The 21546-nt window shown below is 30.6% G+C and carries 18 protein-coding genes and 1 pseudogene; 2 read left to right on the top strand and 17 right to left on the bottom strand.

Translation table 11 applies throughout. The annotated features are described in order from the left end of the window. Positions 1-15 precede the first annotated feature (15 nt). From CLMAG_RS05660 to CLMAG_RS05635, 6 genes are all read right to left on the bottom strand, one after another. The gene (locus tag CLMAG_RS05660) at positions 16-1914 is read right to left on the bottom strand and encodes a cell wall-binding repeat-containing protein (RefSeq protein ID WP_066619110.1); all 1899 of its coding nucleotides are present in this window, start codon (positions 1912-1914) and stop codon (positions 16-18) included. 425 nt (positions 1915-2339) lie between these two features. Then, on the bottom strand, positions 2340-2678 hold the full coding sequence (locus CLMAG_RS05655) for a hypothetical protein (protein ID WP_066619109.1): 339 nt from the start codon (positions 2676-2678) through the stop codon (positions 2340-2342). Between the two features lie 209 nt (positions 2679-2887). Further along, entirely contained in the window at positions 2888-3238 is a 351-nt protein-coding gene (locus tag CLMAG_RS05650; protein WP_066619107.1) for a single-stranded DNA-binding protein, read from the bottom strand. A gap of 112 nt (positions 3239-3350) precedes the next feature. Further along, positions 3351-3725 (bottom strand): zinc ribbon domain-containing protein, encoded by a 375-nt coding sequence (locus tag CLMAG_RS05645; protein ID WP_066619102.1) that lies wholly within the window; start codon positions 3723-3725, stop codon positions 3351-3353. A gap of 65 nt (positions 3726-3790) precedes the next feature. After that, positions 3791-4459: a superoxide dismutase gene (locus CLMAG_RS05640; RefSeq protein WP_066619100.1), complete on the bottom strand. Its 669-nt coding sequence runs from the start codon at positions 4457-4459 to the stop codon at positions 3791-3793. Between the two features lie 159 nt (positions 4460-4618). After that, complete coding sequence (locus CLMAG_RS05635) at positions 4619-4996, bottom strand: VOC family protein (RefSeq protein WP_066619097.1); 378 nt, start codon at positions 4994-4996, stop codon at positions 4619-4621. Between the two features lie 119 nt (positions 4997-5115). Here CLMAG_RS05635 and CLMAG_RS05630 point away from each other — a divergent pair, with 119 nt between their 5' ends. Continuing rightward, positions 5116-5910, top strand: a complete 795-nt coding sequence (locus CLMAG_RS05630; RefSeq protein WP_066619095.1) for an MBL fold metallo-hydrolase — start codon at positions 5116-5118, stop codon at positions 5908-5910. Between the two features lie 296 nt (positions 5911-6206). On the opposite strand, the gene CLMAG_RS05625 is transcribed toward CLMAG_RS05630, so the two are convergent. From CLMAG_RS05625 to CLMAG_RS05615, 3 genes are all read right to left on the bottom strand, one after another. Continuing rightward, entirely contained in the window at positions 6207-7268 is a 1062-nt protein-coding gene (locus tag CLMAG_RS05625) for an HD-GYP domain-containing protein (RefSeq protein WP_066619092.1), read from the bottom strand. A 240-nt stretch (positions 7269-7508) separates the two neighbouring features. After that, positions 7509-9995, bottom strand: a complete 2487-nt coding sequence (locus CLMAG_RS05620; RefSeq protein WP_066619089.1) for an MBL fold metallo-hydrolase — start codon at positions 9993-9995, stop codon at positions 7509-7511. A 195-nt stretch (positions 9996-10190) separates the two neighbouring features. Continuing rightward, positions 10191-13466, bottom strand: a complete 3276-nt coding sequence (locus tag CLMAG_RS05615) for a DEAD/DEAH box helicase (protein ID WP_139264154.1) — start codon at positions 13464-13466, stop codon at positions 10191-10193. 160 nt (positions 13467-13626) lie between these two features. Here CLMAG_RS05615 and CLMAG_RS05610 point away from each other — a divergent pair, with 160 nt between their 5' ends. Next, positions 13627-14226, top strand: coding sequence for a DUF975 family protein (locus CLMAG_RS05610; RefSeq protein WP_169809791.1), 600 nt, complete (start codon positions 13627-13629; stop codon positions 14224-14226). A gap of 71 nt (positions 14227-14297) precedes the next feature. Here CLMAG_RS05610 and CLMAG_RS05605 read toward each other — a convergent pair whose 3' ends face one another. The 8 genes and pseudogenes from CLMAG_RS05605 to CLMAG_RS05575 form a co-directional block, all read right to left on the bottom strand. Further along, entirely contained in the window at positions 14298-14684 is a 387-nt protein-coding gene (locus CLMAG_RS05605) for a nucleotidyltransferase substrate binding protein (RefSeq protein WP_066619086.1), read from the bottom strand. Beyond that, complete coding sequence (locus tag CLMAG_RS05600; protein WP_242872934.1) at positions 14656-14982, bottom strand: nucleotidyltransferase family protein; 327 nt, start codon at positions 14980-14982, stop codon at positions 14656-14658. Before CLMAG_RS05600 ends, CLMAG_RS05605 begins: the two co-directional genes overlap by 29 nt. A gap of 133 nt (positions 14983-15115) precedes the next feature. Continuing rightward, the gene (locus tag CLMAG_RS05595) at positions 15116-17818 is read right to left on the bottom strand and encodes a DEAD/DEAH box helicase (protein ID WP_066619083.1); all 2703 of its coding nucleotides are present in this window, start codon (positions 17816-17818) and stop codon (positions 15116-15118) included. A gap of 39 nt (positions 17819-17857) precedes the next feature. Continuing rightward, positions 17858-19317: pseudogene (locus CLMAG_RS05590) on the bottom strand (IS1182 family transposase). 107 nt (positions 19318-19424) lie between these two features. Next, the gene (locus tag CLMAG_RS32275) at positions 19425-19598 is read right to left on the bottom strand and encodes a hypothetical protein (protein WP_161486935.1); all 174 of its coding nucleotides are present in this window, start codon (positions 19596-19598) and stop codon (positions 19425-19427) included. 323 nt (positions 19599-19921) lie between these two features. Continuing rightward, entirely contained in the window at positions 19922-20152 is a 231-nt protein-coding gene (locus CLMAG_RS05585) for a type II toxin-antitoxin system HicA family toxin (RefSeq protein WP_066619081.1), read from the bottom strand. Continuing rightward, entirely contained in the window at positions 20152-20379 is a 228-nt protein-coding gene (locus CLMAG_RS05580; protein WP_066619079.1) for a type II toxin-antitoxin system HicB family antitoxin, read from the bottom strand. Before CLMAG_RS05580 ends, CLMAG_RS05585 begins: the two co-directional genes overlap by 1 nt. A 495-nt stretch (positions 20380-20874) precedes the next feature. Beyond that, entirely contained in the window at positions 20875-21234 is a 360-nt protein-coding gene (locus tag CLMAG_RS05575; protein ID WP_066619077.1) for a hypothetical protein, read from the bottom strand. Positions 21235-21546 lie beyond the last annotated feature (312 nt).

Raw genomic sequence — 21546 nt, 5'->3', positions numbered from 1 at the left:
TTTATAATAATTAATCTAATAAGATACAACCTTCAGTACCAGTACTACTGGATCTTCAAAGTGTTTTACAGTACCTTTCAAGTAATATGTTTGAGGACTACCTAAATCTACAAACGGAGTCTCCCATGTAACATCTACATAAATTGTTTGTCCATCTGAAGTCTTTGCAGCAACCTGTGTTGGCATTGTGTAAGTGCTTCCCTGAATTACTGTCTCCACGATTTGTGGCACTTCTACAATTTTTGGTGTTACTATTAGAGTTAGGTATGCATTATAAGAAGATCCGGTTACCGTTCCTACAAGCCTTACAATACCTGTTTCACTTGTATCAATACTTCTAGTATTCCAAGTTACAGGTAAATTTTTATTTGTAACCTTATCTAACACTGTTTTAGGTAATTTATAGCTTTCTCCCTGAACAATTTCAATTGTAGTATCATCAAATTGATTGCTAGGTGTACCTGAACTACCACTGTCTCTTACTACTAATGTAAGCTTTACTTTCTTACTATACTTATTCACAGTACCATAGAAGGTATACACACCTGGAGTATTTATCGCTTGATCTCCATATTCCCAATTTACATCTACCTTTGCAACTGTACCATCTGACATCTTAGCATTTACAGTATCCGGGAAAGAATATGAATATCCACTTTGAACTTCATCGGAAATATCTGCTATAGAAACCGGCAAAGGATTAACTATAAGGGTAGTGGTTATTGTTCTATATGTACCGTCTATTGTTCCATTTATAGTATATATTCCTGGCTTAGACGTACTTAAGTACGATACATTCCAGGTTACAGGCATTTCCTTAAGAGTACCATCTGTAGCTGTTACTACCACGGTAGGTCTTGGTGTATATTTTTGATTTTGCCATATTGTATCAGTAATATTATTAACGTAGCTTATGCTAAGTGGAATACTTGACAAAATATATTCTAAATCATATCCTACTACTCCAGTACCGCCTAAAATTTTTATGTTATTGACAATCTTTGAACTTAAAAGATTTACTGTATAATCCGAAATGGGACTATCTACATATAAAATTGGCGATGAGGTCTTTGGTGCAATAGACGAAGCCACAAGGGAATCTGGAAAATCTCGTGCAGATGCAACAAATATAGTGCCTGTACTTATTTCATTCTGGAAGGCATTTATTATACTTGTATTCCTCTGGTAAACATCACCTTCCCCTATTCTCTTTGCATTAGGGATATATGATAGTACAGAATCACTTATCTGATCTGTTCCACCTACCACATAGGCTTGTTCTATTTTTTTGTTTGACTGTAAATATTTTTTAACTGTATCCGGAATATAGTTGCTGCCAGTTAAAATAATAGGTATTCCCTTCAAGGCTGCAATGGATGCCATAGACATTCCATCATGAAATTGATCTCCGTTAACTACCGCAATTTCATTTACCTTTCCAAGCTTTTGTGCTACCAGAATGCTTGTTTCATATCTATTGGTTCCACCAATTCTTGTAACTTTAATTTCTCTAGCTTTTAATGCATCTTCTATACTTTGTGATATAACAGACTTTCCACCTATCAAAAATACATTTTTTACTTTTAACCTATTAAGCTCCACAGAAGTGTAAGGATTCAATATATCTGTATTAGTCAACAAAATTGGCGCATCATATTTTTTAGCTAATGGAGCAGCAGTCATCGCATCCGGAAAATTATCTCCATTAACTATTACTGCGTAGTCAGTATCTTCTTTCCATCCATCCTGACAAACCTTTGATGCTGTTTCGTATCTATCAACACCGTTATATCTAGCTGCTATACTTGCAGCATCTACCTTTGTAAAGTTGAAGGCGGCAACTAAAGCTGCAGACATAACTATAGCAGCCAACTTTTTGCTTTTAAGTACAAACCTAGTTCTTATATTTTTCATTAAAATGCATCCACTCCTTTCTAGGATCTCTTCTAAATGAATATCTATAACTTAATTTAGCAATATTACAATTCATTTTCACTTAGTATTTATTCATTTTACTATACTATTATCGTTTAAAAGTTTATAACATTTAGTTTAATTTTACATAAGTGCCACTAAAACAAATCTTAAGTCATTTTTTCTAATAAAAAAACAATAATTTAACTTATTAGGTATATTATATACAATAACACAAAAATATAATAGAACAAAAACAAACTAAGCATTAGAATATATTAATGCTTAGTTTATTTCATCCGATGACTACCCGCTCTAATACTCCCATACGCACTCTGTGAAAGCGATTCACACAAAATCATAGATTTTGGTTCTCTGCTTTTCTCCAAAGTGTACGTTGCAAGCGGATATATCTCTGAGTTATACTAATAAAACCCATTATTCATATTATCAGTTCTTACATAAGCTTCAAATAACTCTAAAGCCTGCTGCTCACTTATCTGTCCATTAACTAACTTACGGTGAAGTATATACAAATTAGCATTCATATCCGGATCAGTACTTTTTGTCTCTTTCATTTTCTGTAGTATTTTCTCTTCAAGGGATAAGCTGTCCATATTTGTTTCGGCTTCTAATAACTTTACTAGAGTGGCAGCTTCCTTTTGTATACTTTTTTCTTTAGTTGTTAATCTTATAGTGTGAAGTCCCGCTTTAATCTTGTCTATAATTTCCTTACTTATTAATATTTTCTCTCTATTCTCCAAAACAAATTCCCACCTTTTACAATTAACTACATTTATAAATTATTTAAAATAAATTTTCCATAAATAATTATTAAATAGTCCATATTATAATTCTATCAATGTAATTACCATGCTGTCAATTGATTAATGGAAAATTGAAAATAATACAAACCATGAAAATACCGCCACACTTTTGAAAGTATGACGGTATTAATAATGAAAACCTGTAACTACATTACATTTTCCTGCACTAAATTCTCTTTTTTATTTTCTAAGAACTGAATATTATCTGCTTCAACCTCGGTGATATATTTCTTTGACCCATCAGCTCCAGTATAACTTCTTGTAGTTATTTTTCCACTTATGCCTATAAGTTTTCCTTTTAATAAGTAAGGCTGAATTTTATCACCATAATTACTCCAATAAACTACAGAAATAAAATCTGCATCCCTTTCTTCATTTTTCTTCGAAAATCTTCTATTTACCGCTAGCACAAATTTTATTACACTTCTTGTGCTTCCCTCTAATTGTATAAGTTCTGAATCTTTTGTAATTCTTCCAACCATTATTACTTTATTCAAATCCCTGTCCTCCTAACTAAGGAATCTAAAACAGATAACTAGTCAGTATGCTAGTATATTCTGTCTTAAATACCTGATTTTCTTTAATTATGTCCAAGTTAGGAGGATCTAATCACTGTTTAGAGCCACATTTATCACAAAAACAAGCTTTTTTATCTATAAGATTACCGCACTGCTTACACTCTTTTTTATTCTTCAATTTTAGTATTTTCTTATTTATTTTGCTTAACTCTTTTTCAAGTTCCTTTATTTCATCACAGTATTCAAATATAACCTTAAGATTCAGTATGTCAGGCTCTCCATCCTTAAAGTCCTTGTAGATTTTTTCTCCTATTTTTGTATATATGTCCTCTATTTTTTTCTTTAATGATGAAGCTGATAAAGACAAATCAGAATACTCAATAAAATCTTGCGACTTTTTAGCAGCAGCATCTGCACTCTCTTCCAGTGATATCTTTAAAATCTTTAGCTTATCACTTAAGGACATAGTTCTCGCCTCCCTTTATACGCTGACTCCCGCTCTAATAATCCCATATGATTCAAGCTTCCAACTTATTCATTGTCTGACAGATTCCATATTGGATATATAGATGTATTATCCAAGGTTCTTAAGCTTACCATAACCGTTTTAATCATATTATACTTTTTCAATCGATCATTAACTACTTGCCAATTTATATTCCCAATAAATGTATCTATATACTTCTTTCTATCCGTTCCAAAGTCCATAAAATAGGCATGTTCATATACATCCAATATCAATAAGGGAATTGAGTTCCAAACTGCCCCAACATCATGTGCATCTGATCCAAATACATGAAGTTTATTATCTAAAGGGTCGATGGCAAGTATTGCCCAGCCTCTCATAGCAAGGCCTACACTTTTAAAATACTCTAAGAAGTTTTCATAGCTTTTAAAATCTCTCTTTATTAAATTTAAGATGCCACCAGTAGGTTTATTATTGCCACCAGTCATATTTTCGAAATACATTTGATGAAGTTTTACTCCATCTACTGCATAGGTTTCTCCAAGCTTTAAACTTCTCATTTTACTGAAAGTTGGATTACTCTCTCCAAAACTTTTAGCGTCTACTGAGGTTCCCCATATTTCATTTACTTTTGTTACATATCCAGTATATAGTTTATAATGCTCTTCCAGTTGTTTTTTAGTTATTCCCTTTACCGTAGAAAAATTATATTTTTTAGGTACCAAGTTAGCCACTTTTTTATCTCCTTAAATACTTATTACATAATAAGTATATTCATGATAACTTTAAAATGTTAAATTTTATCTATTCTATAACAGGAAAAATAACCCAATTCGTCCGTCAGGTAAAAAAGACAGGGTTCCTAAGCTGAAGCCTGGAACCCTATCTTAAAACTAAACAACGTTTTTCTTTGGTAAAATTTCTGTCCAATATCCATCTGGGTCTGCTATAAAATAAAGTCCCATTCCCTTATTTTCATAGCATATGCATCCCATTTTTTTATGAAGTTCATAGGCACCATCAAAATCATCCGTACGAACTGCCATATGTATTTCATTGTCTCCAAGATTATAAGGTTCTTTTCTATCACGAAGCCAAGTTAATTCTATTTGATAGTCCTTAGTTCCGTCTCCCATAAATACAAGGGTAAAGCTTTTGTCTTCAGGTTGGTATCTGCGAATTTCCTTAAAGCCTAGTGCTTCTTTGTAAAAAGCTACACTTTTTTCAAGGTCCAATACATTTATATTATTGTGATCAAATGTAAAATTCATTGTTTATTTCCCCTTTCAATTCATTTTGCGTTAAATATTATTAGTATTGTAAAATCAATGATATTATATCATAATTTATATATTAAGTGAAACTTGTAGTTAAGCGAGGTGTTGAAACTATGATTAATTCTAAACTAAAAATTCATTACATATACCACAGTTGTTTTGCTGTAGAAACCCCAAATTGTTTTTTAGTATTTGATTATTACAAGGAACCAGATAACAATCAAGAATCTAATCTTTCAAAAAGCTTTGTATTAAAGGATTTAATCACAAAACAAAAAAATGTATTAGTTTTTTCTTCCCACAGTCATCATGATCACTTTAATCCTGCGATTTTAGAATGGGAAAAGTACAACCAAAACATTAAATATATTTTAAGCAGTGATATAACCTTAGATAGTTGGAAGGCTAACTACTTTAAAATCTCTCAAGATGAGGAATTGTTTCTTAAAACTAAATTAGAAGATGCTCAAAACATCCCTACCTCTACGGAAATGAACAATGAACTTGAAACTGTTTATATAAAAGCTTATGGCTCTACAGATATCGGAATATCATTTTTTGTGAAAGTTGATGGAATAAATATCTTCCACGCTGGTGATTTAAACTGGTGGCATTGGAAGGAAGATTCTGATGAGGAAAGAAAAGCTGCTGAAGAAAACTTTAAAGCAGAAATTGATAAAATCAAAGGTCAGCCTATTGACATAGCCTTTTTCCCAGTAGATCCAAGACTAGAGGAATTTTATGGTATTGGTGCTGAGTACTTTATAAAGGAAATAGCACTTAAGACCTTAATACCTATGCACTTTGGAGATAACTCCTATATTACTAGAGAATTTGCAGAAAAAAACTCTAAACTTCCTGTAAAGATTGTAACTATAACTAATCCAGGAGAGGAATTGAAAATTTAAGAAAAAGTTATATGCGGTTTAAATTTCTAAAATCACCCAATGTGAAAGGATATGATATCAATTCTGAGGAACATTTAAATGCTTTTTTATGAGTCTTAGCAAGGGATTTGAGAAAGGCTTAGAAGCTTTGATTGTCTGAGCGTAAGCGAGTTATCAAAGCTTCTTGGCTTTTCTCGACTCTGAGCTTTAGACTCATTAAAAAGCATTTATGGTGCAGAAGAATTGGCATCATATCCCGGTGTATTGGCTAATTTTAGAGCTCTGAACCGCTATAAGATATTCTTGCTCTTAACATTTTAAACTATACTAGTTATTACTAAATTAGTACTTCTAACTAAATCTATTTCATAAGGATCAATATCCTCTTTAGTTTCAATATCTTGTATAACTCTAATTACAGGTCTATCTGGAAAGTTTTGATTTTGTCTTACTACGTACCCTTCAACTCTATCAGATAACTTTACACAGCAGCCTAAAGGATATACTGAGAAGGATTTTCTAAAGCTCTGCACCACTTCTTCATCAAATATAGTTCCACTGCCAGCTAGTATTAGTTCATAGGCATCATTTGGACTAAACGCCTTTTTATAATCCTTACTATTGGTTATTGTGTCATAGACATCACTTACACAAATTACGCGAGCAAACCTATTTATAGATTTGCCAGTTAATCCATAAGGATAGCCTTTACCATCTACTCTTTCGTGATGCTGCTGAACTCCTTTAATTATATTGTCCGACATTCTTATATTCTTTTTAAGAAGCATAGCTCCTAAATAAGGATGTTCTTTATATTGATTTAACTCTTCGCCAGTCAAGCTTCCCTGTTTCTCTATTATTTTTTTAGGTAATTGAGTTTTCCCAATATCATGGAGAATTGCTGCAACCCCCAATTCTTTGATAGCTGATGAATCCATCCTCATACCTTGTCCTATTATTGCTGATATAATACATACTGATATACTATGAACATAATTAGAATTGCTATGAGTTTGAATATCATATAAGCTCTTAGTTATCTCCTTATTTTCTGAAATATAACTTATAAGATCCTCTACAGTTTTTACATATTCGCCCATAGCCTTCTTGTCAGCTATGATGGCTGTATTTTTCATTATTTTTGACATACTTTCCATTGTATGCTGCTTTAACCTACTAATACTTTCATCTTCTACTTCGACATCATCTAATCTTTCATCTTCTACATAAACGTAAAATACACCCATTTCCCTCATCTTATTAATGTATCCACTACTTAATTTTGTACCTGCTCTTAATAATATTTTACCATCATTTGTAAATATATTTCTACCTAATACTTCATCACCTTTTAGTCTATTTATAACTTCTAATTTCATAATCCACCTCTAAAGTTTTAATTCCATAAAATAATAATATAATAACGTATCTCAATTTTCAAATTTATTTTTAAGCTAACTTTAACATATTTTAAAACTTATTTTTAATGTACAAATCTTCAAATCTATTATCTATACTTTCGGATGCTATTAGAAATTATTCTATTACAGTTTCAAATTTCCAATATTAAATTATGTTTTTTGCAAGGAAATAAAACTGAAAATTTCCTTGCAACAGCTTTACAAAAGCCTACATCCCGTTTTATATTCAAACTCTTTTCTTAAATCTGTTATCTTTTCTTCATCTAAATTTTCCACCTTTAACTCTATAGTCAAGGCTGATGGATTAAAGGATGGATTTTTCTTTAGGCTTATACCCTGCTTTTTACATAGTTCTATGGCAATCCTTATTATTTCATTTTGATTTACCGCATCGGATATTTTCATACCCCACCCTGTTTTTTTAACTAAAGAATTAATCTTTTCGATGTATTTTCTTCCTATTGCAGGAGATATGAATGATAGTTCTATGTATTTTCCCTTCTCATTATTTTTTATTCCTTTTTTATAGGGCATAAATTCTTCTTCTTTAAAACTTTCTTCTATTACTTTTAAAGCCTGATTCTGCTCCATAACATTAGTAGCATTACTGACTTCCACAATACTGCTAGCTTCATTACTTACGCTTTCACCTGGATTCTGTATTAAAATATCTATTCCAGTGCTTTCTTTAAATAGCTGTAGCTTTCGTTCTTCCATAATTAACTTTGAATTTAGTATTACAACAGCTTTTTTATCTTCAAGCTTAAAGGATATTTTTTTAATATCAGCATCATAGAAAATCTCCCTTATTAGATTATCCACTGCATTTATATTTACTTTATCACTTATTTCTGCCTTCCAAGAGGTTTTCTTTTCAAATTCATTGATGGCTTCAAATATACTTTTATCTACTATCTCTGGAAAGTTGAAGCTTAAAGATACTTTTTTCTCATCATATATCAAACTAGCCTTTTTAAATTCATATATACTAAAATATTCATTAATAAAATCATTTAATTCATTAGGCTTTAGTTCTCTTTCCTTTGTATCCTCATCTACCTGCTCTTTTGTTTTAGCTTTAAACAAAAATAATCTTCTAGCATCACTTTCAAAATAAGAAGACTGAACTATAAGCTTTTGAACTTTTTCTATATCCTGTGCTTTTATTTTACTATTTCCTGTCCATATGTAAATTAAATCCTCTATTGTAAAAAGTTTTTCTTCATAGTTATTCAGTACAAATCCCCAAAGTTTTTCTATGTTATCTTCACTCAGCTCTTCATTTGACTTAATAACCTGAGGCATTTGCTTTTTCCACTGTTTTCTAGGATTTTTTATATTTATTTCATAATCTTCGCCAGATTTCGGAGCATATATTCTTCCTCCAACCTCTGAAGATATTTCCTGGGCAAAGGACTCTATAACTGCTCCATCACCATGTACTAAAAATATGTTATTAGGACTTAATAAATTTATTAGCGACTTAATTTCTCCCTTATCGCCATGAGCAGAAAGTCCAACCTTTTCAACTCTACATCTTACAGGAATACTTTTTCCACTTATCTCTAGCTTTCTTTCACTCTCTTCACTTTCTAAAAGATTAAGCAGTTTTCTACCTGGTGCTTCCTCATCTTGATATCCTGTTATAACAATATATCCATTTTCTAGTGAAGCAAATTTTTCAGCATAATATTGACTTGGTCCCCCTGTAATCATTCCAGAACTTGACACTATTATGCATGGTTCTTTATCCTCAGCTATTTTTTCTCTAAGCTCTCTTTTGTCAACCGGAGTTATATTTTCATGGTAAAAGGGCTCTATTCCTCTTAATATCTTTTTAGCTAAAGAATTTTTTAAATATAATGGATTAAACTTATAAACTCTATTAATATCCTTAATCATACCGTCTACATATATATTTATATTCTTTATTATTTTTTTATTTATAGCCTTCTGTAGAATTAATAAAATTTCTTGAGCTCTTCCTAAAGCAAAGGCAGGAATAAGCATTTTACCTTTATTTATTTCACATTTTCTCACAAGCTCTATAAGTCTTTCCTCTTCCACTTCTCTATTAGAATGAAGTTTATCACCATAGGTAGTTTCAAAAATTGCTGCATCTGGTCTTAGCTTTGGAACCTTTAACCCATCCACTGACCTCTGTGAAAATATAGAAAAATCTCCTGAATAAAATAAAGAACCTTCTGGAGTGGTAATATATACACAGGAAGCACCGGCTATATGACCTGCAATATAAAAGGTTAAAATTACGTCTTCAAAAATAGGAAAATCAACAGAATAATTTATAGTAAAAATCCTATTAAGCATATTTTCTACATCCTGCTCAGCATAAAGAGGAATTTCAGCTTCTCTATTGTTCATAATTTTCAAACTGTCATATAATAGTACCTTCATTAAATCCTTTGTCATATTGTTTGCATATATTCTCGCATTAGGATATTCTTTGCTTATTAAAGGAAGGGATCCAATATGATCTAAATGAGCATGACTTATGATTATAGCATCTATACCGCCATATTCTTGAATAGTTCTAAAATCCGGCAGAGGATCTTTAGAAGCACTCTGCCTTATTCCTGAATCTAAAAGTATATTTTTATTATAAATTTTTAGGAGTATACAGCTTCCGCCAACCTCGTGAGCCCCTCCTAAAAATGAAATTTTCATTATAATACCACCATCCTCTTGCTATTGTTTTTTATTTTATCCGATGACTACCCGCTCTAATATTCCAATCTTTATATGAAACTCCTCTTCCTATCGTCAGAGGAGTACTCACAGAGTAAGCGACCATCACCAAATCATAGATTTGGGATGTCTGCTTGACCGATTCACACAAAATCATAGATTTTGGTTCTCTGCTTAACTAAAAAGCTCCTCTATATCCTTCTCTCCCATATTGGAAAGCAAAATTTCCTCTCCTGCATTTTCTTCTAAAACATCATTTATTATTTCCTTCTTTTTCTCTTGTATCTTATGGATTTTTTCTTCTATAGTCCCCTTAGCAATAAGTCTTATAACCTCTACTGTTTTCTTTTGACCAATTCTATGGGCTCTGTCTGAAGCTTGATCTTCTACTGCTGGATTCCACCATGGGTCATAATGAATAACTATATCCGCTGAAGTAAGGTTTAATCCTGTTCCTCCAGCTTTAAGAGATATTAAAAATATAGGTATTTCCCCCTCATTAAACTCTTTTACCATTTCCCCTCTGACTTCTGCTTTTACACTTCCGTCTAAATATATATACTTTATATTTTCCTTTTGAAACATGTATCCAATATTTTTAAGCACAGAAGTAAATTGAGAAAATAATAATATCTTGTGTCCTTCATTAACATTATTCTGTACTATATCTTTAAGGGCTTCCATCTTCCCATTGTCACCCTCATAGTTTTCTATAAATGTAGAAGGATCACAGCATATCTGTCTGAGCCTTGTTATTATTGAAAGTATTTTTATTTTACTTTTATTAATTCCCTTATCCCTTATTTCATTATCTATTTCCTCTTTAGCCTGCTGAAGGTAAGCAGCATATACTTTCTTTTGATCATCTGTCATATCTACCACCATATTATGTTCTATTTTAGGTGGAAGTTCTTTAATAACATCTTTCTTAAGCCTTCTAAGTATAAAAGGCTTAGTATGCTTATTTAATTCCTCCAAAGCTTTTTTATCTCCATTTTTTATAATAGGCGCCTCATATTTTTGACTAAACTTTCTATGATTTAATAAATATCCTGGCATAATAAAATCGAAAATAGACCACAATTCTGTAAGGGAATTTTCAATAGGTGTTCCTGTCAATGCAAAATAACTATCGGCTTTGATTGATTTTACACTTTGAGCATTTAAAGATTCAGGATTTTTTATATTTTGAGCTTCATCTAAAAAGCAGTATCTAAATTTTATATCTTTATATTGATCTATATCTCTTTTAATAAGTGCATAGGAGGTTATAACTACATCGGAATCCTCTATTTCCTTTAACTGATCCTCTCTTGCATCCTTACTGCCTGACACAACTAAACATTTTAAACTTTGCTGAAATTTATTTATTTCACTTTCCCAATTGTATACTAAGGACGTAGGGCATACTACTAAAGAAGGCAGCTTTTCTTCATTTCCATCTACTTCTGATTTTATGAAGGCTATAGTCTGAAGGGTCTTTCCAAGTCCCATTTCATCTGCTAAGATACCGCCAAAGCCACAGCTTGAAAGGGTTTTAAACCACTTGAAACCAAATTTTTGATAACCTCTCATAATGTTATCCAAGTTTTCTGGAATGGTGTAATCTATGTCACCAATATCCTTAATGTTATTTACTAACTCTCTAAACTTCTTATTTCTTTGTACAAAGCTTATGTTATTTTCCTTTAGATTTGCATCTATATAAACTGCATTATACTTAGAAAGAATTATTTGATCTTTTTCTAAGTCTGAAGTCTTTACATTTAAATAATCCATCATATCTGACATATTTTGAAGTTCACTAGACTGAAGAGGAATAAACCCTCCATTTTTAAGCCTGTAATACTTTTTCTTTTGCTTTAGCGCATCAAATACATGCTTCAATTCTCCTCTATCTACCCCATCAATATTAAAGGTAAACTCTAAAAGGTCTTCCTCATTAAATCTTATATTGGATTTATAATGTTTATTGGTATAAACTTTTATATCTTTAAAGGCATCAGAATAGTATACTTCTGATAATTCCTGAAGTTTTTCTAAGCCATCCCCTATAAAATCTAAAATTTTATCCTCTTCCTGTAGAAGGAATTTAGATTTATTCTTTTCAAATTGAAAAGCAGTCAAGGTATCTACTATAGATGCTTCTCCTTCAATGTCCCTAATCAGTACCTTCTCATCTTCTCTTACTTCAGTATCCCTTAGAGGATTTATATCTACATTTCCATATTTAAATACTACATCACAAACTACAGCTTCTTTGTCTTTGTCAAAATAAAGACAGGATTTTAAAGGTTCTTCGTAAAACTTATTTTTAATACTTTCATCTACTGTTACCTTTGTACCTATCTTTTTTAAAGCTGGAATTATATAAGAAGCTATTTCTTCACTTTCACTTTGATGAAAAGTAATTTCAGAGCTTTTTTGTGCAACAAAAGTATTGTAAAGGGATTTGTATACCCTTACCTGCTCATTTGTTGGCATATATATTTTATTGTTATAATAAAAATAATTTCCGTTATTAAGTAAAGCCTTAGGCAGCTTTGAAACTTGAGATAAAATTATAGTATCTCCCTTAGTATCTAATTTAAATTCTAAAGGAAAATTTTCTCTTACTACTTTAACCTCACTATAGCTATCATCGTTTATAACTAAATCTATAGCTTTTTCTCCTATATTGTTAAGAAATTTTTTTAAGTTATTTTCTGTAAGACGAGCCCTTTTACCACTTAAAAATCTTGGCGTTCTATTATAATGGTAATCATACATTACCATATCCTCTGTAGTCCTATCTACCTCGTATAAATCCCTAAGAATATTTATTAAAAATTTGTCTTCTTCCTTAAATCTATGTATATATGGATTGAAGGTAAATTTTTTACCAAACTCCAAATCACCCTGTTCTATAACTGCCGCTAAAAAACTCTTCATATTTTTTACTACATAAAGCTTTTCTTCTCCCACCTTTAATTCAAGAAAAGCTTCACTTTCTCTGCGGTTAATATTAAATTGAAGCTTATATTGAAGATTTAAAGTTTTAGTCTCTATTATTGACTTAGATGGTATTAAGCTTTCCTTTAACTGTTGAATTAATTTGCTATTTTTCTTTATTACTAATTTTTTTTCTAATTCCTTTTTTTCTCTAACATATTTTATAAGCACTGCAGCTATATGCTTACAGGGTGCATTATAAGCATAGTATTCCTGACAATTACAATAACAACTTATATTTTTATTGCGATTTGGATATATTGCACTTACATTGTATTTTTTTAATATAAATGAGGAAGAGGTAACCTCCCCTTCAATGTTAATTCGTTTAACTCCAAATTCTTCTTGAATGTTCAAATTTATCTTTTCTACTTGACCATTTTCATAACATTCGATGCCCCTTGCATAAGTTTCCTGGTTTAAGTTGCCTCTTATTATATCTTCATTTATTTCAAACAAAACTATTTCACTCCTGCCTGCGTTCTTGTTAAACATTCTATCACAAAATAGTAATTTTAAACATATCATTATCCTGTAGCAATCTTTAATGGTCTAGGCATATATTACAAATTCTACTCATAATATATATTGATTACCAAAATTTTCAGGAGGTAAATATATGAATATCAACTACAGTCCTATGAAAACAAATTCCGAATTACGATCTACTGCCCGAGATCAATTAAGGGGACAATGGGTAACAGCCATACTAATATCTGTAGTCTTTATGATCATAAGTGCTCTGCCTAACGCCATCCCCTATGCTGGTTCAGTAATAAGTATAGTACTGACAGGTCCACTTACTTTAGGCATTATTTCTTGTTTTATAAGATTGGTTAGAAAACAAAACTTTACATTTGAAAATGTATTTGATGGTTTCAAAAATTTCACCTCAGCCTTTATATTACAAATCCTTGTAACACTCTTTGTCTTTCTCTGGGCATTACTTCTTATAATACCTGGCATAATCGCTGGATACAGATATTCAATGTCCTTCTATATACTCTATGACAATCCTAATTTAGGAGCAATGGAAGCTTTGGATTTAAGTAAAAAAATTATGATGGGAAATAAGTGGAGATTATTCTGCTTACATTTAAGCTTTATCGGATGGGCTTTACTTTCTATCCTTACCTGCGGTATTGGATTTTTGTGGTTAGTTCCTTATATTAACACTAGTGTAGCTAATTTCTATGAAGGTATTAAGAAAACTATGTAGCAATTAATATGAAATTATAAGAGAAGGTATATAGATTTGTTTAGATTAAATCTATATACCTTCTGCTTTAATTACCTTTTTAAGAATTTTTCCAAAGCATTAAACTCATTAATATACATTTTCTTGATTCTTTCAACTATATTTTTAGCAGTTGTTTCATCATACATATGAGATGTTCTGTTTCTATCTAACATCATCTCAATCCATAAGTCTCCATTAGATATTATCTTATGCTTAAAAGCTACCCTTATGGTACTTCTTGGAGCTAAAGCTTCATCTAATATTCCTTGATCCTCTAGATATAATTTCATAACCTTCCAACTCTGCTCAAATGTGAATTCAAATCTTTGAATAATACCATCTATTATTATATCATCTGTAATATCTTTTTCTAATGCTTCTCTTAATCTACTCAATGCATTTATAAAATCATATCTTCTTTCCTCTAGTCTCTTCATTATATATAACAACACCTTCTCTTAATATATTTTCTATTAATTCTTCTTTACTAAGCTCATTAATGGATAATATATCAAAGCTTAAGCAAGTATTTAATTCATTTATATCCATATTTATTTTTGCTAAAATTAAATGAGATACACCTTCACCAAATATACATAAATCTACATCAGAATTATACTTGTTATCTCCTCTAGCTCGTGATCCAAATAATAAAACTTTTTCAACCTCTATATATCTACTAAAAATTACTTCTAACTCATTTCTTAATTTATCATCTATCAATTTAGATTCCACGAGGATACCTCTCTACTCAATAATTATTATAACATAGTGACAATATTTTAAATTAACATATATTTAAAATAGCATATTATATATTTTACCACATACACTTATCTTAAACACAAAATTTTTTAAAATATATAAATTATTGGAACAACTCTTCTATTTCCTTTTGAGATAATTTAGAGATAAAGTTTTCTTCACTATTCTTGTCAGAAATAACATTGTCAACTATATTTCTTTTTCTATCGTGAATCTTTAATATTCTTTCCTCTATAGTATCCTTTGTAATAATTTTTATTACCTCAACATTTTTAGTTTGCCCTATTCTATGTGCTCTGTCCGTAGCTTGATCCTCTACAGCAGGATTCCACCATGGGTCAAAATGTATAACAGTATCCGCCCCTGTTAAATTTAATCCATAGCCTCCAGCTTTTAATGATATTAAAAACACCTCACCATATCCTCTATTAAATTCATCAACAAGTTCCAATCTATCCTTACTTTTTGTTGATCCGTCCAAGTATAAGCAGTTAATCCCCTTATCCTCTAATCTTTCTTTCAATATTTGAAGAACAGATATAAACTGAGAAAACAATAAAATTCTATGGTTTCCAGCTATACTTTCCTCAATAATACTGTCTAGTGTAAGGATTTTTGCACTTTCACCAATATAACCTTGTAAAACTATTGATGGATGACAGCAAAGCTGACGGAGCTTTGTTAATGCGGATAGAATATGAATATGACTTCTATTGTAACCCTTTGAAAAAATTTCACTATCTATACTTTCTTTAGAACTAGATAAAAATTTAAAATATGCCACCCTTTGCTCTTCTGTCATTTCCACAATTATTCTATGTTCAATTTTTTCTGGAAGTTCGTTCATCACTTCATTTTTTAAACGTCTTAAAATAAATGGTCCAATGATACTATTTAAGCTTTCAAGAGCTTTTTCATCTTTATAGTTCATAATAGGAAATTCATATAATTCATTGAAGTTTCTATGTGAAAGTAAATATCCTGGCATACTAAAATCAAATATAGCCCATAATTCACTAAGTTTATTTTCAATTGAAGTTCCTGTAAGTGCAAAACGAGCTTCCGCTTTTACTAACTTGGTGGCTTTTGCCGCAGCAGTTTTAGGATTTTTTATTTGCTGTGCTTCATCTATAAAACAATAACTAAATTCTGTTGAACCATAATAATCTATATCCTTTGCAAGAATACTATATGAAGTAATTACAACATCCGCTTCTTCAATAGACTTTATTAAACTGATCCTATCCTTTTGTTTCCCATAAATCACTATAGTTTTTAATGTAGGTGCAAACTTCTCTATTTCCCTTTCCCAGTTGTATATAAGAGAGGTGGGAGCTACTACTATTGCTGCTTTTTTATTTTCTTTATTCTCTTCTATATAAGATAGGATTAGTGCTATAGCTTGAAGAGTCTTACCAAGCCCCATTTCATCTGCAAGTATTCCACCAAGGTTTTGTATTGCAAGAGTTTTAAACCATTTAAACCCTGTTTTTTGGTAGCTTCTCATTACATCTTTCAATTCTTCAGGAACTTTAAAATCATTTTCATTTATCTTTTCCATATTCATGAGAATTTCTTTTAGTTTTTCATTTTTTTCTTTATAAAACTTTTCATTTTCGGCTTGTTTTCTTAATATCTCTTCATCTAGATTATCTCTTCTCTTATATACTCGTCCCGTTGTTACCGAAATTTTTCTTAAAACAGTAAACCAGCCTTTTAAAGTGGACTTACTTTCTATCTTTCTTTCACCTATAATATTAGCAATCTTTATTAACTGGTTATTTTCTAAAGAAACATAATCTCCATTGCTTAGTCTATGATAACCTTCATCATACTGAGCCGCCTCAAGGATATTCACTACATCTATGAAACTTATATTACTTATATCTAAGGTAAACTCTAAATACTGGTGATAAAACTTTACTTTTGGTGTATATTCACCTGCTTCATATATTTTTACGTTCTTAATATCTTCAACACAGCTTACGGTAGCAAGCTTTTCAAGCTTTTCTATTCCCTTTTTTATAAAATCAACAACAGCTTTTGTATTATCATAACTTAATAAAAATCCTTCTTTAGAATGAACAAATTGAAGATTTCTTATTAACTCTATAATTCTTCTCTCTTGCAATACATCTCTTTTACCCACTTTAGAAGAGTTTGCATACTTTTCATCACTAAAAGGATCTATTTCAATATTCCCATAAGAAAACTTAAGTCTTACTATAATTCCTTTATTAGATTCATTTATGTCTATATATGTTTTAACAGGAATATCTTCCTCTTTTGCTTTTTCCAGTTGAATAACTTTTAAGCTTTTACTAATATCTTTTAATTTAAAGGATAGGAGTGAAATTATTCTTTCTGCATCTGTAGATTTATACCTTATCTCTGAACTATTTGTCTCCATGAATTTCTTATAAAATTGTGAATACTTATAAACCTGTACAAAGCTTGGCTTATATATGTTTCCATTAAATAGAAAATAATCATTTTCAAAGGTTAAAGCTAATGGAGTAGGGTTAAGTTGTTTAAGTATAACTCTTTCTTTTTCCTCTTTTATTTCAAACTGAAGGGGCATATCCTTTTCAATAATTTTTATATTTTTATAAAGCTTGTTTTGAATATTAATATCAAAGCTTCTATCTTTCATTATTTCAAGAAAATTTTTCACTTCCCCATTATCAAGATATACCTTATCCTCTTCAAATTTATCTTTACCAAACTTATTTGAGGTTGCTATAAGTTTTATTAACTGTACATCTTCCTTTTTAAAACCATGCTTCTCTGGAACGTATGAAAACAAATCCCTTATCTTTAAGGGATTTCAGATTGTTCAAAAACCCTATGCTGAGCATAGGGTTTTATCATATCCCAATTTAATTATGCGGTAGCATAAAAAAGAGGCTATTTGATTTTTACAGTAATAGGCAATTAAACTATCTAAATAAGCAAAAAATAGGTGCGATAGCACTCTGGCTATCTTCTTCATATTCTGAACTGCTGCTGTCAACAAGCATTGTTCAGAAACCTTTTTAATTCCACGCATGCGGCAATAGCGCAGTCCATGTAGATTTTTTGAATCTGCAAAGCTACGCTCAATAGTTTCTTTTCTTCTTTTATATAAGCATTTTCCTTTATCAGTCTTAGTAAACTTGATCACTTCATCTTTATAATCTTCCCAAACATGACGATAAACAACTTTTCTTTTACTTTTATCAGATAAGCAATTTTCTTTTTTGCTACATTGGCTACAGTACTCAGTTTTACATGCGTATTCTTTATACCCATCACGATTAGTAGTTCTATACTCTAATACTCTTAGATCTGGGCAATAATATATATCTTGCTCTTTAACATATTGGAATCTAAATTTAGTAAATTTACCTTTTACATGAGGACTACGTCTATATCCCATAACGGCCTTTAATTCTCGTTTAAATATTTCTTTGCAAATATTATTAGTAGAATAACCAGCATCAGCTCCAACATACTTAGTCTTAAAATTAAACTTTTTTATTTGAACATCTAGTCTTTCTATATAAGGGTCTACATCATTTATATTACCAGGTGTTACATACACATCTGTTATTATGTTATACTTTCCATCTACCGTTCTATGATCTAAATAAAAGAATCCTTTTGGTTTTCCATCTCTGTGCATATAGCCACTATCAGGGTCTGTAGTGCTGGCTTTAATTTCTTTAGTTTCTTCTATTTTGTCTTTTTTTTTAGAGGCTGTTTTCCATGGGCGATTCTATCCTTATTTATATCTTCTTCTAACTCGTTAAAATAATCTTTAGTTGACTGAGTGATTTGTTCTTTTATAAATTTATTTTTATTAGCGTTAGCTTTCAAGTGTGTAGAATCTGTATAAAGAATTTTTCCATCTACTAATTTTTTATTTATTGCTTGAAATACAATGTTATCGAAGATTTCTTGGTATATATTCGTATCCTTAAATCTTGTTATTCTATTTTAACTTATGGTAGAATGACTAGGAATTTTATCTGTTAATGAAAGCCCTAAAAACCAACGATATGCTACATTTACTTCAATTTCTTTTACGAGCTGTCGCTCTGATCTTATTCCAAATAAGTAACCTATAAACAACATTTTGAATAAAACAACTGGTGGAATTGCTGGTCTTCCATTATCAGGACAATAGAGATCCTTAGTTAAATCTCTAATAAATGAAAAATCTATATATTTATCAATTTTCCTTAACACATGATCTTGGGGAACTAAATTTTCTATATACACTAATTCTAATCCTTGTTGTGCAGAATTGTTTTCTCGAATCATAATAATTAACTCCTTTTAACTTTTTAAAAAATCTCATATTATATAAATTCTACACAGAATCTTAAAATCCTTTTTGAATTCAAAAAAAAAAAAAAAGCCCTTTCGGGCTAAAATTTAAAAGGCTGCTGACAAAATATGTTTATCAACAGCCTGAAATCCCTTATCTTTAAGGGATTTGTATATTTAAGAGCTAGTATAAATTCTTTAATATTATCTATTTCATAGGTTTTATTTTCACCAATTTTTAGCTTTATAGCATAACTTTTATCATTTTGTCCCATATGATATTCAAAAGTAACATCAAATTTTAATGATGTTTTAGATTTAAGTCTATTTACTATTTTTGATCACATCCTTCTCAAAACAAAGAAACTACAAAGCCTGTCTCTGTAGTTTGAATTAGGTATACTATAATATTATATCACAATTATATCCTTTTTTATTGCTATGCCAGCTGCTGTTTGTGCCTTTGATTGACTCATTACCATTGATAGTGCTGCTATATCCATAGTTATTCCTCTTATTTACTATTTTTTCCAAGTCACAGTTACCCTAGTGAATGGAAAATTCCTTCCTGTTAACGATAAAGAAATATTTCTATATACTATAATTTCTTTCTAAGTTCTTCGTATTCATCATCTGTAATTTTTACATCTTTCAATATACCTTTAATAAGACCTCTTTTTAAATCCTTACCATGAACTGGCACTACAGTGCATCTTCCATCAGAATGTGCAAAGAACTTATGACTACCATTTTGCCTCACTTCACCAAACCCAAGCTTTTGAAGTATTTTCACCATATCTTTATCTGAAATAATAGTTAGTCTACTCATTACATCACCATATCAAGCTGCTTTGTTTCTATGAAATCAGTATTAAATACATCTATACCATGTTTTTCTGAAACTTCCAAACATAATCTTACTGCTTCTTGTACATTTGCCATTAATTCAACCATAGTATCACCTTGAGTATGGCAACCTTTAAGTTCAGGAACAGTTGCAATAAAGCCTCCATCTTCATCTTTTTCTATAAGTACTGTAAATGTATACTTTTTCAATATATCAACCCCTAATAAAAATATTTTCCTACATAATATAATATTATTATATCCAAGTCCATAATGAATTTCACCACATATTTTTCACTATTAAATAGAATAAAAAGTTAATTTCTACTCTAACACCCTAAAATATCGGCACTGTTAGCACTGTAAAAATCGCATAACAAATACTGCCGGTAGTGCCGATATCTACGGCTGTTTGTCTGACTAACATTGTTCTGAATACTATAATCCTTCACCATCTGATCCATTAGGTCTGTCATGTACACACATTTAGTCATGTACCTTCCTGGAATATTGAATCTTGGTAGTACTTCCTCATCATTTGCTTCACTACAATTCATCAAGTTCTCTAATATATCCTTGCTCTCCAATAATTACTGTAGTATCGGTAATGCTTGTTTAAGTAGAAATTGTTCCTGAAGACTTAATGTTATTCCTGCACTATTTCCATCAGGAACAGTAGTAGATTCTGCAACATCATCTTCTGAACTAAGTTAAAATACTATTCCTTATCTCTTTTATAGCTTCATCAGTAAGTGGTAAAATGCCCTTAATAAGTGATATATCGTCTGGGTTTTCTCTCAAAAGCCTTTCATCTTCTTCTGTAAGCTTAAACCTATCAAGAGCTTCCTTTTTGACTTTACCAATATACTTGTAAAAGTCCTGGTTATATCTTCTTACTGCTTCATTGAATGAATATCTATTGTATAGCCATCCTGGTATTCCATAATTTTCAGCTGTTTCAGTTGCTTCATTGTAAGACAATTCCCCATTTGTATATCTCTCAAAAATAGAATCTGATATTTCTTTTTCTGCCTTAGTCCAATTATATTTAGTCCAACTATACAACTAACCACACCTTCTTATTACAAAATTACATTTACTAATTTATTTACTCGTTTTGTTTTTTAGCTCAATTACTTTTTCTACTGATAATCCTGTTCCTTTAGTCACAATTTCTTCACTTACACCAAGTTTCAAAAAGTTTATAGCATCTTCTTCTTTTCCTTCTTTTCTTCCTCTGCTGACTTTATCCTAGTCCTTTGGTCACTAATTTCTGCATATTTAGCTTCGTATAATATTCTAGCCTTTTCGTCCTTACTCATTATCTTTAGGTGACATTATGAAATTATCATCTATTACTTTTTCTTTATTGGTCCC

The organism is Clostridium magnum DSM 2767, assembly GCF_001623875.1.
GTDB lineage: Bacteria > Bacillota > Clostridia > Clostridiales > Clostridiaceae > Clostridium_AM > Clostridium_AM magnum.
Note: the sequence above shows the minus strand (reverse complement) of the source record. Positions and strands in the feature narration are given on the sequence as shown.

Coding starts and splice junctions, on each gene's coding strand:
- CLMAG_RS05620 (WP_066619089.1), bottom strand. CDS start 9,995: ATGAAAATTTCATTTTTAGGAGGGGCTCACGAGGTTGGCGGAAGCTGT.
- CLMAG_RS05585 (WP_066619081.1), bottom strand. CDS start 20,152: ATGAGTAGACTAACTATTATTTCAGATAAAGATATGGTGAAAATACTT.
- CLMAG_RS32275 (WP_161486935.1), bottom strand. CDS start 19,598: ATGGGACAAAATGATAAAAGTTATGCTATAAAGCTAAAAATTGGTGAA.
- CLMAG_RS05625 (WP_066619092.1), bottom strand. CDS start 7,268: ATGAAATTAGAAGTTATAAATAGACTAAAAGGTGATGAAGTATTAGGT.
- CLMAG_RS05635 (WP_066619097.1), bottom strand. CDS start 4,996: ATGAATTTTACATTTGATCACAATAATATAAATGTATTGGACCTTGAA.
- CLMAG_RS05660 (WP_066619110.1), bottom strand. CDS start 1,914: ATGAAAAATATAAGAACTAGGTTTGTACTTAAAAGCAAAAAGTTGGCT.
- CLMAG_RS05630 (WP_066619095.1), top strand. CDS start 5,116: ATGATTAATTCTAAACTAAAAATTCATTACATATACCACAGTTGTTTT.
- CLMAG_RS05645 (WP_066619102.1), bottom strand. CDS start 3,725: ATGTCCTTAAGTGATAAGCTAAAGATTTTAAAGATATCACTGGAAGAG.
- CLMAG_RS05605 (WP_066619086.1), bottom strand. CDS start 14,684: ATGAAGAGACTAGAGGAAAGAAGATATGATTTTATAAATGCATTGAGT.
- CLMAG_RS05610 (WP_169809791.1), top strand. CDS start 13,627: ATGAATATCAACTACAGTCCTATGAAAACAAATTCCGAATTACGATCT.